We start from the raw sequence: 13,335 nt of genomic DNA, 5'->3' as shown, positions 1-13,335 counted from the left end.
TTGACTGACGATGACTAAATACACATACACAGAAAAAAAAGACACAAGATCAGGATTTGGAGCTGGCTTATTGGAAGCTGGAAAAAACAATCCTAATGTAGTTGCCCTTTGTGCTGACCTCATTGGCTCATTGAAAATGGGAGACTTCAAAAAAGAACTCCCAGAGCGATTTGTACAAGTAGGAATTGCGGAAGCCAACATGATTGGTATTGCAGCAGGTATGACCATCGGTGGAAAAATCCCATTCACTGGCACGTTCGCCAATTTCTCTACGAGTAGAGTTTATGATCAAATCAGGCAGTCGGTCGCCTATTCTGAAAAGAATGTGAAAATCTGCGCTTCTCATGCAGGATTAACTCTCGGAGAAGATGGTGCTACTCACCAGGTACTCGAAGACATAGGAATGATGAAAATGTTACCTAACATGACTGTGATCAATCCATGTGATTACAACCAAACTAAAGCAGCTACGCTTGCATTAGTAGATCATCATGGACCTGCTTATTTGAGATTCGGACGTCCTGCCTGGCCGATCTTCACTGATCCAAATCAAAAATTTGAAATAGGCAAAGCGATCAACTTTGTTGAGGGTTCTGATGTATCGATTTTTGCTACTGGTCATATGTTATGGTTGGCGATTGAAGCTGAAGCTATATTAGCTGAGCAAGGTATTTCTGCAGAAATCATCAATATCCACACCATCAAACCTTTAGATGATGAGGCAGTTTTGAAGTCTGTTGAAAAGACTGGTTGTGCAGTATCTGCAGAAGAACATCAAATAGCAGGTGGATTGGGAGAAAGCATTGCTTCACTCCTCGCAAGAAACACACCTAAGCCTTTAGAAATTGTTGGCGTTAACGATTCTTTTGGTGAAAGTGGTAAACCTGTTGAGCTTTTGGCTAAATATGGTTTAAGTGTAGAAAGTATTGTAGAGTCGGCTAAAAAAGCAATCGCAAGAAAGAACGCTTAAGATTAATAAAAAAATATACACAGAGACTGTATCACAAGTCACTCGTCATTGCGAACGTAGTGAAGCAATCTTGACACTAGTTCTACACACGAACTTTAAGATCACTTCGCTTTATTCGTGATGACGTAAATTTGCTTGTGATACAGTCTCTTTTTTATTTATGAACAACAGACAACTCTTCCTCAAACACCTCGGACAGACATCAGAATTTCCATTGGCTCTTGAAATCGAAAGAGCTGAAGGGCTATACATGTATGACAAGGACAACAAAGCTTATTTGGACCTCATTTCCGGCATTGGAGTGAGCTCTGTTGGCCATAGACATCCGAAGGTAATAGAAGCCATCAAAACCCAAGTAGACAAGCATTTACATGTGATGGTTTATGGAGAGTTTGTTACGGCACCCCAAGTGCAATTGGCGCATGCGATTACTCAAACTCTACCCGATCATCTGGACAATGTCTTTTTAGTGAATTCGGGTAGTGAAGCTACGGAAGGTGCGTTGAAGCTGGCTAAAAGACACTCAGGAAGAAAGAAGATCATATCATTCGAAAACGCTTACCACGGTTCCACTTCGGGTGCATTATCAATTGCTGGAGACGAAAAACTAAAGGCACCCTTCAGACCTTTGCTTCCAGATATACATCAAATCCGATTTGGTGAAGTACAAGATCTGAATCAAATTGACGAAGAAACTGCAGCCGTTATCATAGAAACTGTACAAGGAGAAGCTGGCGTGAAACATGCGAACAATAGCTATTTTGAAGCCTTGAGAGCAAAGTGCACAGAGACTGGTGCATTACTCATTATGGATGAAATTCAATGCGGATTTGGACGAACAGGTAAGTTCTGGGCTTTTGAGCATTATGGAGTTAGTCCTGATATTTTACTTTGTGCCAAAGGTATGGGCGGCGGCATGCCTATAGGCGCATTTATATCTTCCAAAGCTATTATGCATGACTTGACGCACGATCCTATTCTTGGGCATATCACCACTTTTGGCGGTCACCCAGTGAGTGCAGCAGCTGCATTGGCGACAATAAAGGTATTGCAAGAAGAAAGTCTGATTGATTCTGTAATTGAAAAGGCCAAACAATTTTTAGCACTTCTCAAGCATGACAAAATCAAAGAAGTGAGAAATGTAGGATTGATGATGGCTGTAGAATTTGAATCTTTTGAATATTTGGATCAAGTTATTCACCAATTGCTGGACGATGGAATTCTTTCTGATTGGTTCCTGTTTTGTGACAACTCTATGAGAATAGCTCCACCTCTTACCATTACCTCAGAAGAAATAAAAATGGCTTGCAATAAAATACTGCAAGCCATTGATAAAGTGGGCTAATGTCTTGCTTAAAGCATTGACTTCAGCTCCAATTCAATATCTTTCCCATCAATAGTCACTGTTACTGTTTGGCCATCCTGAGCGAATATATCCCTCAATTTGGCCAATCCTAATTCAGTAGCACTTTCCCCGTTTACTGATTCTATAGCAGAATCCACAACCACTCCTGCAGCTGAGGCTGGACTGTTTTCAAATACCTTATGTACCAGTACTTCCGACTTGTTTCTGCTCAATTGCAATTCCATCCCAGAAGCATTGACTGGAAATGCTTCATCATATGATTTCGCTTTTTCCCAGTACATTTTTTTATCCTTATAGTTGTAAACAATATTGAACTTACTCAACAATGTGCCTCCTATAATTCCTGATATTTTTTTGTGGTTTTGGATACCATGTTTTGCATGGCTCAATCCTACAGGCATATCTTTAAAAGAGAAACCTTCAAAGTCAAACGATTGCACTCTCCCTCTATGATGTTCGTACTCTTTATCTCCAAGACCTGCTACCAAATAGATATAGCTATCTCCTATCTTCGATGCCATTCCATTAGACTCTACAAAAGGAGTATTAAAATCTACTGTAGCTTTTGCTCCTGTATCTACAAAAAATTCTCCTTTTACTTTCTCCCCATTGCTAAGAGTTACTTGGCCTGCAATGTGAGGAATGAACGATGTTAAATTGATACTCATCATTTTACCTGAGCCCTTATACTTGTAGCTCGAAGGATCATACAATTCAATCATCTTAGTGTCGAAATTCATTGACACCACATAATTATTCAATATATCATATCCGATAATTCCATCGATATTTCTACCAATACTGATTTCCAAATGGTTGAGTGAAGTTTCATACACCTTGATATTGTGCACCGGAGCACCACCCACAGTTAGTTCATTGTGCTTAACTAATTTCCCACTTATCGTACCTTCGGCACTTGTAGTTGTGGCATTAGATCCAGCTTTCATTCCCAACTCAATGGCCCTGTCGATATTGAGGACCGTCAATCCATCACCGGTATCAAAAATGAAATCCAGTTCTTCTGAATTATTGACCTTAACCTTAATGAACGAATGCGAGCCATATTGTTCAAAAGGGAAACTTGCTACTGGCTTTTGAGCCAATACCACACCAGCATAGAATACTGCTGCTATTGCTATTCCTATTTTTCTTTTCATTATTTAATAGTTTTTAGAAGTGATCAAATCAAAATTAGCTTGTGCTTAATTCAGGTTGATGATAAAAAATGCAGCACTGAATCCCTGATTTGTCATAAGTGCATGAAATTAATCTCAAATAGCCGAATATCAAAACACGCCACCTTTTTATTAAGCACAATTTGAACTTACTAATCAGAGATTATGCCAAAAAAATCAAAAGGTCGCTTCGAAGCGGGTAATATTGGTTGCATTGTCTTTGACAGCCAAAGAAAATTGCCCAGCAATTTCGACTTCCTCATCCGACCAGATATAGCCTGATTTGGCATCAAAATTCATAAGAAGCCACGCTCCATTAAGTGTCGCACGTATGGACTGAATACCAGACATTTTATCTTCAATTTTAAATTTTACGCGACCTTTACGAGAAGGCTTTTTTACTATAGTTGGAGCAACTGAATCCGTTGCGATGGTGAATGATACCAAATCACGTGTCTTAAAAACAAGCTCCTCTCCTTCCCATTCTCCACCGACATAGCCTAATTTATTTTTACTCGAGATAGAATACACCCCTGACTTCATCAAATCATACACACCTTTCGGTTTCAAATAAACTGTAGCAAACTGTCTAAAAGGCGTTGTTCTGTTTTTAAACTCAAATATTTCAAAGCCATTTCTTTCTGATTTTTCGTAGCGCAAATAAGTAGTATCAAACAATGCATATTTCGGCAATGACAACCTAATCTCTTCACTCTCCCACTTAATTTTCTGCTCAGATGGGATACAATCCACTAAAGAAAACTGATACGTTTTATTGCACAATTGCGCTGAGTCAGGAAGACCATTTCTCAAGTCCCATAAAAAATGATGGCTCGTATTAGTATAATATGCCATGTCTATTGTCCGCTTTTGTCCATCGATGTAAAAATTCGCATCACAATAGCCTTCCTCACTTTCAATTTCGATCCAATGTTTGAACAAATCAAAACCCTCATGGTCTAGCCCATAGGTGTGCTTTAGCTTACGACTCCTTTCAAACCCATTGTCATTGATCTTGATGTTTACTTGATTGATGTTGCCGTACGTATCTTCGAGTCTAATATCTATCTGATGCTCCATTGGATCATAGATTCTCAATAGACCTGATTGGTCATTGGTGTCGTAAAATGACAGTTTATTCCCTGTATCCTTATAGAGTTTATTAAACCTTCTTCCCCCTTCCCTGGAACGTTTATAATTTGTATGTACTAGTATATTCCTTTGCGTACTGAAACTAAGTTGATCAATACGCTGAGTAAATGCAGGCTTTCCATCAAAAAGCATGGTTTGATAACGAATACCATTTCGATTTCTGGCTCCATCAAATTTATCATAGGCATATATCTCTATTCCAATGTTGCCGAATAAAGAAATACCTTCTTCTATTCTGGCATTTCCATTTTCATCAGTGATCACATCAAATTCGACCCTTCCCCACATACCATTTACTCTGGCATGTTCATCCATGGTAACAAAAGCTACAGAGGAGAGTACGGGAGGTGTCTCATCTACAATTTCTTCAAACCCATATTCCAATGGGTCCAAAGCACGATGTCTCAAATTTCGAACTTCGAAATGAAGGTGAGGCCCTGAGGAAGATCCGGAATTTCCTGAAAGGGCAATGACATCTCCTTTCTTAAATGCAAATTGATTCTTAGCAGGATAGAGATCGACAGAAAATGATTCGTCAGCATACTGCTCTTGCCTCACATAAGCTGCAATATCTTCATTGAAGGATTTCAGGTGCGCGTAAACAGTCACGGTTTCATTCTCTGGATGAACCAGATACAAAGCATTTCCATAGCCACCCAAAGCCACTCTAATCCGTTGAATATACCCATCCGCTGCCGCATAAATAGGCAAACCGGTGATGCCACTTGTTTTAATATCTAGTCCTGAATGAAAATGGGAAGACCGGAGTTCGGCCATGGTACCCGCCAAATAGTTTTCTTGTTTAGGTCGAACCGGAAACATAAAATCTCCTTTCTTTGGTCCGACTTGAGCAAACACTTGAATGCTAAAAAAAACGAGTATTACCTGGATTTTACTTGATTTCAAAATCCATCATTTTTTTATCCTCAATAAATGCTTCCAACCGTTGCCCAATCTCTACTGGACCAACGCCTGCTGGAGTTCCAGTAAAAATGATATCCCCTTTTTTCAACATGAAAAACTTTGAAACATAAGCAATGATATAATCAATACTAAAAAGCATCATAGAAGTATTACCGACTTGCACATCCTTACCATCTTTTTTCAAACTAAAATTTAAATTGGATAGGTCATAATTGGATTTTGGTACAAATTCAGAAATTGGTGCTGACCCATTAAAGCCCTTAGCCAAATCCCAAGGCAATCCTTTGGTTTTTGCTTTTGATTGCAAATCGCGGGCTGTGAAGTCCACCCCAATGCCAATTTCATCGTAATATTTGTGTGCAAACTTCTGATCTATATTCTTTCCAACTTTGCAGATCTTGACCAAAATTTCTACTTCGTGATGAATATCACTAGAGAAATCAGGGTAATAGAAAGCGGCATTTTTCTTTAGAATAGCAGTTTCCGGCTTACCAAAAACAACTGGTTCATCTGGCCGTTCGTTATTCAATTCTTCTATATGCTTGGCATAGTTTCTTCCAATAGCCAGAATTTTCATGTGTTTGTTGCTTTATCTAGATTTGATAACTAATTCGATGGTGAAGATAATTTATTGCAAAACATAAACTAAACACATCATAAAAAAACACTCTAAAAAAGTTTTGCTATTCCTAACCCCAAACCGCAAGATGTATATGCATCCAATTTAAAATCGACCGTCATAGAAACTGCAATCTCCCATTGCTTTGGAAGTTCCCAAGAATAATCAGAACCTATTCTTAAGAGTTTTAGATTTTTTTCTTTAGCTAATTCTATACCTCCTCCGATTAATAATATCAAATGCTCTCCAAATTTTCTTGATCCAACCAATACTGTCGAAAACGGTCTTGTTCGTTCAAAAACGATTTCATTGTTTTCATATTCAAAATTCTCAACCACAAGATCTGTGTGTACACCAACGCTCCACTTTTCGTTAAATCTAAAATCATAATCTAATGCCCAACTTGGTAATATTGTCCATACTTTATCACCATGTCTATTAATTCCGGCCGGTATAGCTGCATGCCCAATAGCAAACATCACTTTGTGCTTTCGAAATTCGTTTTCTTGAACTTCTTCAATTTGAGCTACCACCTTGATTGAAGAGGTTAATAAAATTAAAAGTACTGCTACAACTTGTAATACTTTCATAATTCTATGGGTTATAAAATTCTGATATATTTAAACGCACGTTACGGATTTATCCAGTTTAAAGAACCTCTGTGAACTACATTTTTCAATGAACCAAAATACCTTTTTCTAGCTGACTTCCAATCATTCAAATGGAATTCAATATCCAATTTTTCCTCTTCTAAATCTTGTATTTGATTCTTGAAACTTGTTGATCCAAATATAGATGCCCAATCTAAAAAGCCACCATTTTCAAATTCAAGTTCATCGAACCATCTATAGGCCGCCTTTACTATTTGACTCCGATCTTTTTGCTCCAAGGCATTTTTTAATTGGTCGAAGTAATAATCTTCTGAATGAATGTAAGCCTTCCGTCTTGCTTGCAATGAGTGGACTATTCTTTTTATTAAGAAGATCAGAATTGAGAAAAGAAAAACTGTAAAAACTCCAATCTTCACCAATTGCTTCCATGACATTCCCAAAAAAGCAAACACCTCTTCATCATTAGCCAATCCTTCTTCTAACTTCTTCTCAACCAATAATGAATCTCTTACACTTGCTAGCATTTCCAGATCAGGATTTGGAATCACCGTATATGTGACGGCTTTTAGTGTCTTTTTATATAATTTCTTACGTGTAGGATGGTACCAAGTAAAGATCATTTCGGGAAAAGTTACTTTTCCTTCTTTTTCGAATAAATACCTCATTGACTCGGTTCGTGAAGAACTGATAGACGTTTTACCTTTATAGTTCTCTACCACACTTCTTGTTGGGTATAGTCCGACATGGGTTACGCTATCCCAATTTATAGGAGGAATTAATTCTGCCACTGTACCTTCTGCTCTCCGAGTTATACTTCGTTCCAGTACACTTCCTACTTTTACTTCTAGTTTAGACTGGTTCCATTGGTCATGCACGGTTAGACCATTCGCCACCAACCAATCTGATTTATTAAAGCCTGGAGGAATTGGGCTTACTTTTATAATTCTTTCCTTGGTTTTCAATTTCCTTTTTACACCCTTATAGTCTCCTTCAGGAGGTGACTCAACTTCCAGTGTTAAGGAGGGGAAAACCACATCCTTTTCATCAAAAGGAAACACATTATAAATGAGCTGGATACCTGCATAGTTTTGATTCCCATCCATATACGATGTACTCACGGGCCTAAAATAAGTAGTAAACGCTCCATTTACTTTGATATTCCCAGGGTCGAGTCCACTGGTAAACCAAGTGGAGGTGTAAACGGTAATCGTAACTTCTACAGGTTGATTGACATAAGTAGTCGCTCGATTGTGTCTGACTTGACTCCATAGCTTTTGAGCCGGACTTCTGTTTGCTACAAATGAAAAACAGAACAAAAGCATCAATCCATATTTTGCCTTACCACTTATCTGCATCTGGATTGGGTTTTAGGTTTTTCTGTTTGACTTGATATTCAAATTTTCTTTTTAAAAAAAGCATCGGATCATCATCCACTTTTCTCATGAGCACCTTACTCTGATCAGTTCTAGGCCCATCATTCTCTATATCTTCAGGCACCTCATCTAGTTCTTTCCCAAGTCTGACATCAGTAGACACTGTTTCTTCTTTGCGCTCTTTCTCCATATCTTCCTTCGTTGCTTCTTGCCCACCGCCACTTAAGTCTTCCATATCTTTATTCTGTTCATTTTTTGCAACACCAGATTCTGTGGCTTCCTGTGCTTCGGAAGGATTAATTTTTGAAGTCCCTCCTACTATTTGTTCAATTTTTTGTTGATTCTTTAAGGCTGAAGAATTACTTGGATCCAATTCAATAGCCTTGGCAAACGCTAATTGAGCGGCCAGCGTATCTCCATTGCTGAAGTATGCCAGCCCAAGATTATAAACACCTTGAGCTGTAGTGTCTTCATTAAATGCTTTTATAGCAGATTCAAAATCGCCCGACTTAAAATAAGCCACCCCTTTGCGCATGGGGTTTTCATATTTTTCAGCAGCCTGGTCATAAGCCCCTTGATTACTCAATTTCTGCCCTTGGAAATCCTGTGAATACCAGAGGTCTTGAAAACTATTCACTTTTTCGCAGGAGGATGAAAACAAGATAATTGTTACATAAATGACCCACCCTTTGCGAAACCAGAATAATATCAACAATGCCATAGGAAAAACAAAGAGTAACCCTGCATCTCTCCACTCGTCATTTTTTTCCTTGGGATCTTCAGTGAACGTAAGGTTGGCTGATATTTTCTTACTAATGACCTCCATGTCGCTCTTGTCTAAAGTCAGTGAATGAAGCGTAACACCTTCTAATGCCCCTAATCGATTCAGGCTTTGTTGATTCAAAGCAGAGTACACTGGCTGTCCTTTCTTATCTTTCATCACTTTCTTCCCTCTTCTACTTGGCACTTCACCTCCTGTTATTGTACCCATAGGTACAATCTCAATGGTATGATTCGTCTGGGATACAAACTGACCAAAAAGTTCAGTATTGGACGATTCAAAATCATCAGCAAAAATGACTACTGTGCCCGGCGCATCTGTAATTGACATCACAGAATCAGCTAAAGTCAACCCCAAGGACAAATCCGAACCTGCAAAAGGCATGACTGACGGTTTTAGTCCTTCGACATGACTACTGATAATTTTATAGTCTTTTGTCAATGGAACAATAGTATGTGCCGTACCGGCAAAACCCACCAATGCGACCCTCGCGTGTGGATTAAAATCCAGTAAATCCTTGATTTTGAACTTAGCCCTTTCTAATCGATTGGGTTGCAGATCTTCAGTCATCATACTTTGTGACAAATCCAATAGAATGACTACTGGTGTCTCCAAATTTCGTCCAGACACTTCCATGCGTTTCCAAGTGGGCCCAGCAGCACTTATTATTCCGAAAAGAAACACCAACAACAGAATGAAATTCATCCATACTTTTACAGTTAAATTTCCTTTTTGGATCACGAAAGGCCTTAAATGGGGAGCAATAATACTTTTCCATTTCACTTCTTGTCGAATACTAAGTAATCCTATGATAAAAAAGCATAAGACAGGCAAGAGCGCCCAAAGAATTAATGGACGAATAAAATGGAATTGCTCCCAATCTATTGGCAACCAATCATTGAACATACGACTCCTTTCTTGATCTGATCGCATTAATTAAATCCATGACGATTACAACAAAAGTTAGTAGCAGCATGAGACTCAAGGCTGCATACAAAGGATACATATAAAGCAGAGTAACTGGTTTGTTTTTCTCCTCCTCAAACTCCATGGGTTCCATTTTATCTAATTCAGCATAGATTTCTTGAAGCCGCTTATTGTCCTTTGCCAAGAAGTATTGCCCACCTGTCAGTTCAGCGATCTCTTGCAATGTCTTTTCATCCAAATCTGAACCTTTGTTGCCCGGTGTGCCAATTCCTATTGTATAGATCATCACTGAATCTTTCTTGGCTAAAGCTGCAGCATCTAAAGGCAAAATATCTGTTCCTGCGTCTATACCATCTGTAAGCAGTAGCATTACTCTAGTTTTGATGGTGTCATTTTCAAATAATTCTACACCTTTCGTTATGGCTTTCCCTATATGTGTGATTTGACCTGCCATTCCTACATCAGCTTCCTCTAGCATCTGATTGACAGTTTCCAAATCTGGTGTAAATGGGGCTTGAATATAGGCGTTAGATCCGAAGAATATTAATCCCATACGATCACCCCTCCTTTTTTCGATGAATTCATGCATTACAGATTTCACCGCATGCCAACGCTCGGTTTTCTCACCATTTACTTCCCAATCTTTTTGAGCCATACTAAATGATATATCGGCCACAATTAGGAAATTGCGTGATACTTTTACCTTCATTTCGGGCTTGCCTACCAATCTTGGATTAGTGAGAGTAGCTACCATTAACAACCATATTATTCCAAAAAACAGTTTTCTTAGTAGCCCACTTCTTTTTACAAATGAAGCCTTTCTAGCTTTGAGAGCTGTATAAGTAATCGCCTTTTGATAGTTTGGCAAATTGAGTGATGCGCTTCGCATTCGTAATGGTGGAAAAATCCAATAGACCAAAATTGGTAATGGAAGAAGGAACAACGCCCAAGGAAATGCTATTTCAAAATTATTAGGCATGCGTTTTTATCCATTTTACAGCATTCACACTCAATTGATATCGTGTGGCAGTATCGAGTTCGACTTGTTCATAGAGTAGTTTTTCTATATTAGAATTCATTTTCAAAAACTGGACCTGATGGGCAGTTTCATCTAAATACTCCAGCCATTTTTCACCCGTCAACGGAGCCACTATCTTTCTTCCGTATCGATGAATCGCCACTCGTTTTAGAACAACCAAAATGCTAACGGGATCATTTTCCAGTTTTTCAATCTGTGCAATAGCATCTCTTCTGTATTTATTTTTTATATAAATCCTAAGAGCATATATCATCCATATGAACGCAAAAACAATTGACACTCCTAATAAAACTGCCCATCCGATAGTTTCAAATGCAAATGCCACAGGTGGTGGTTCATATAGACCATCCAATTCAAGAGAATTAAAACTTTGAATATTGGAGTCCGATATATTAAACCTAATCGATTTCATTTTCTAGATTGTCCGAATGCCTCTTTGAGTTGTTCATCTACTGGGTCAACGGTATTAACTTGAATTACCGGAATACCGTGTTTTCTCATTTGAATTTTGAAGTCACTTAAATCCATGTCAAATCCATCAGCAAACTGCTTCCTCAGTTTGTTATTTTTGCCATCTATTGTAATTTGTGTTTCAGTGTCACCTGCAACAAATTTTGCAGGTGGCAAGTCTTGCTCCAGTGGGTCTGTAACTTTAATCAACACGACATCATTGTGGTGTTTAATCCTCGTTATAAACTGAATTACTTCTGGTGAATATCTATGAAAATCACTAATCAAAACCACTAAATAATCATGAGTTACAAGGTTCTGTACTTTGGCCATGGTTTCCTTCAACAGGTCACCAAATAAGGTAGATTTTCCTTCGATAAGTTCTCGATTTCTTGACACCACTTTTTCTAAAAATCTAAGGATGTTTCTTCGATCTCTTTTGGGTTTCAATACATCAATTTCCTGATCTGCCAGCACGATACCTCCAACGCGATCTCCTTGCTTCAATACCTTGAAGGCAGCAATAGCCGCCAATTCTGCTGCGACCACAGATTTAGTGCGTTGTTTTGATCCAAAAAACATAGACTTCGACTGATCGACAATGATCAAAGCTGGTTTTTCCTTTTCTTCACTGAACACTCTGGTGTGCGTGACCTTCGTTCGGGCAGTTACTTTCCAATCTATATTTCTAATATCATCTCCCTGTACATAATTCCGAACTTCTTCAAAGTACAAGCCTCTGCCCCTCAGCTTCGAAGCATGTTTCCCGCCAAGAACGCTTTTTACTTTCTTCCTAGAACTCTTAAAGAGGAAATTGCGTGCAAATCTTTCCATCTCCAACAATTCTTTTAGAGTAGTGAAAATATCTTTTGGAAACTCAGTATTCAAATCTTTGACTTTCATTAATCAGTTAGCATTCTATTCAAACAATAATTAATTAGAACTAGAGAAATTAAGTAAAAGGATTTTGAACTAAACCTTTCAACCAACTACAGCCACTTGCTTTACTACTTCATTGAGGACTTGATCCGCATCTATACCATCCGCATTCGCTTCATAGCTCAATATCAATCTATGACGTAAGCAATCATGAATGACTGCCCTGACATCATCTGGCATCACTGTTTTACGACTATGCATCCATGCATGTGTTCTACTGGCCCGATCTAATGCGATTGTTCCCCTTGGGCTAGCACCAAAATCGATCCATTGGGCTAATTCTTCTGAATACTTGGAGGGATGCCTTGTAGCTGAAACCAGGTCGACTATGTATCGTTCCATATTTTCAGAAATATTTACTCCCAAAATTTCATTTCTTGCAGAAAAAATCACCTCAGGAGAAATTCTATCTTTTTTCTCTGCCTTGGCTTTTGATTGTTCTGATCGATTCAGCCGAAGGATTTCTAATTCCGCAGCATCATCTGGATAACTGATGATAACGTGCATAAGGAACCTGTCCATCTGAGCTTCAGGAAGTGGGTAAGTTCCTTCTTGTTCCACAGGATTTTGAGTTGCCATGACCATAAATAAAGGATCCATGGTATAAGTCTTTCCTGCCACTGAAACTTGGCGTTCTTCCATGGCCTCTAATAAGGCTGATTGCACTTTTGCTGGTGATCTATTTATTTCATCGGCTAAAATTAAATTGCTAAAGATCGGACCTTGCTGAAAAACAAATTTCTCTTTCAATTCGGGCTGATAAATTTCTGTGCCGGTAATGTCTGAAGGCAACAAATCTGGAGTAAACTGAATTCTACTTAACCCGCAATCCAATTCTTTAGACAAGGTTTTGATGGCTCGTGTTTTTGCCAATCCCGGCAAGCCCTCTAAAAGCATATTTCCATCAGCCAACAATACCAATAATATCCGGTCTATTAGCTGATCCTGACCTATGATAGAAGCAGACATTCTAGACTTTAATTCTTGTATGGATTCTAATGCATTCATT

The 13,335-nt window shown here is 38.6% G+C and carries 12 protein-coding genes; 2 read left to right on the top strand and 10 right to left on the bottom strand.

Annotation, left to right across the window (positions count from 1 at the left end; all coding sequences use genetic code 11):
• Positions 1–10: 10 nt before the first annotated feature.
• Together ACOQO5_RS08665 and ACOQO5_RS08660 are read left to right on the top strand one after the other, a co-directional pair.
• The gene (locus ACOQO5_RS08665; RefSeq protein WP_420581297.1) at positions 11–970 is read left to right on the top strand and encodes a transketolase family protein; all 960 of its coding nucleotides are present in this window, start codon (positions 11–13) and stop codon (positions 968–970) included.
• Between the two features lie 160 nt (positions 971–1,130).
• On the top strand, positions 1,131–2,315 hold the full coding sequence (locus ACOQO5_RS08660; RefSeq protein ID WP_420581296.1) for an aspartate aminotransferase family protein: 1,185 nt from the start codon (positions 1,131–1,133) through the stop codon (positions 2,313–2,315).
• Between the two features lie 8 nt (positions 2,316–2,323).
• Here ACOQO5_RS08660 and ACOQO5_RS08655 read toward each other — a convergent pair whose 3' ends face one another.
• From ACOQO5_RS08655 to ACOQO5_RS08610, 10 genes are all read right to left on the bottom strand, one after another.
• On the bottom strand, positions 2,324–3,493 hold the full coding sequence (locus tag ACOQO5_RS08655) for an aspartyl protease family protein (protein WP_420581295.1): 1,170 nt from the start codon (positions 3,491–3,493) through the stop codon (positions 2,324–2,326).
• Positions 3,494–3,688: 195 nt separating this feature from the next.
• Positions 3,689–5,569: a M23 family metallopeptidase gene (locus tag ACOQO5_RS08650; RefSeq protein ID WP_420581294.1), complete on the bottom strand. Its 1,881-nt coding sequence runs from the start codon at positions 5,567–5,569 to the stop codon at positions 3,689–3,691.
• A complete protein-coding gene (locus ACOQO5_RS08645; protein WP_420581293.1) occupies positions 5,556–6,164 on the bottom strand; it encodes a fumarylacetoacetate hydrolase family protein in 609 nt (202 codons plus the stop codon). The genes ACOQO5_RS08650 and ACOQO5_RS08645 overlap by 14 nt, the downstream gene beginning before the upstream one ends.
• 92 nt (positions 6,165–6,256) lie before the next feature.
• Positions 6,257–6,796 (bottom strand): hypothetical protein, encoded by a 540-nt coding sequence (locus tag ACOQO5_RS08640; protein WP_420581292.1) that lies wholly within the window; start codon positions 6,794–6,796, stop codon positions 6,257–6,259.
• A 41-nt stretch (positions 6,797–6,837) separates the two neighbouring features.
• Positions 6,838–8,172: a hypothetical protein gene (locus tag ACOQO5_RS08635; protein ID WP_420581291.1), complete on the bottom strand. Its 1,335-nt coding sequence runs from the start codon at positions 8,170–8,172 to the stop codon at positions 6,838–6,840.
• Positions 8,156–9,904, bottom strand: coding sequence for a VWA domain-containing protein (locus ACOQO5_RS08630; protein WP_420581290.1), 1,749 nt, complete (start codon positions 9,902–9,904; stop codon positions 8,156–8,158). Before ACOQO5_RS08630 ends, ACOQO5_RS08635 begins: the two co-directional genes overlap by 17 nt.
• Positions 9,867–10,787, bottom strand: coding sequence for a VWA domain-containing protein (locus tag ACOQO5_RS08625; RefSeq protein WP_420581289.1), 921 nt, complete (start codon positions 10,785–10,787; stop codon positions 9,867–9,869). The genes ACOQO5_RS08630 and ACOQO5_RS08625 overlap by 38 nt, the downstream gene beginning before the upstream one ends.
• Positions 10,788–10,869: 82 nt before the next feature.
• Entirely contained in the window at positions 10,870–11,349 is a 480-nt protein-coding gene (locus tag ACOQO5_RS08620) for a DUF4381 domain-containing protein (protein WP_420581288.1), read from the bottom strand.
• Positions 11,346–12,290, bottom strand: a complete 945-nt coding sequence (locus tag ACOQO5_RS08615; RefSeq protein WP_420581287.1) for a DUF58 domain-containing protein — start codon at positions 12,288–12,290, stop codon at positions 11,346–11,348. The genes ACOQO5_RS08620 and ACOQO5_RS08615 overlap by 4 nt, the downstream gene beginning before the upstream one ends.
• Before the next feature lie 78 nt (positions 12,291–12,368).
• Positions 12,369–13,334 (bottom strand): AAA family ATPase, encoded by a 966-nt coding sequence (locus tag ACOQO5_RS08610; protein WP_420581286.1) that lies wholly within the window; start codon positions 13,332–13,334, stop codon positions 12,369–12,371.
• Between the last annotated feature and the right edge of the window lies 1 nt (position 13,335).

This window comes from Reichenbachiella sp. (assembly GCF_965223055.1).
GTDB lineage: Bacteria > Bacteroidota > Bacteroidia > Cytophagales > Cyclobacteriaceae > Reichenbachiella.
This window is presented reverse-complemented; position numbering and strand designations above follow the sequence as displayed.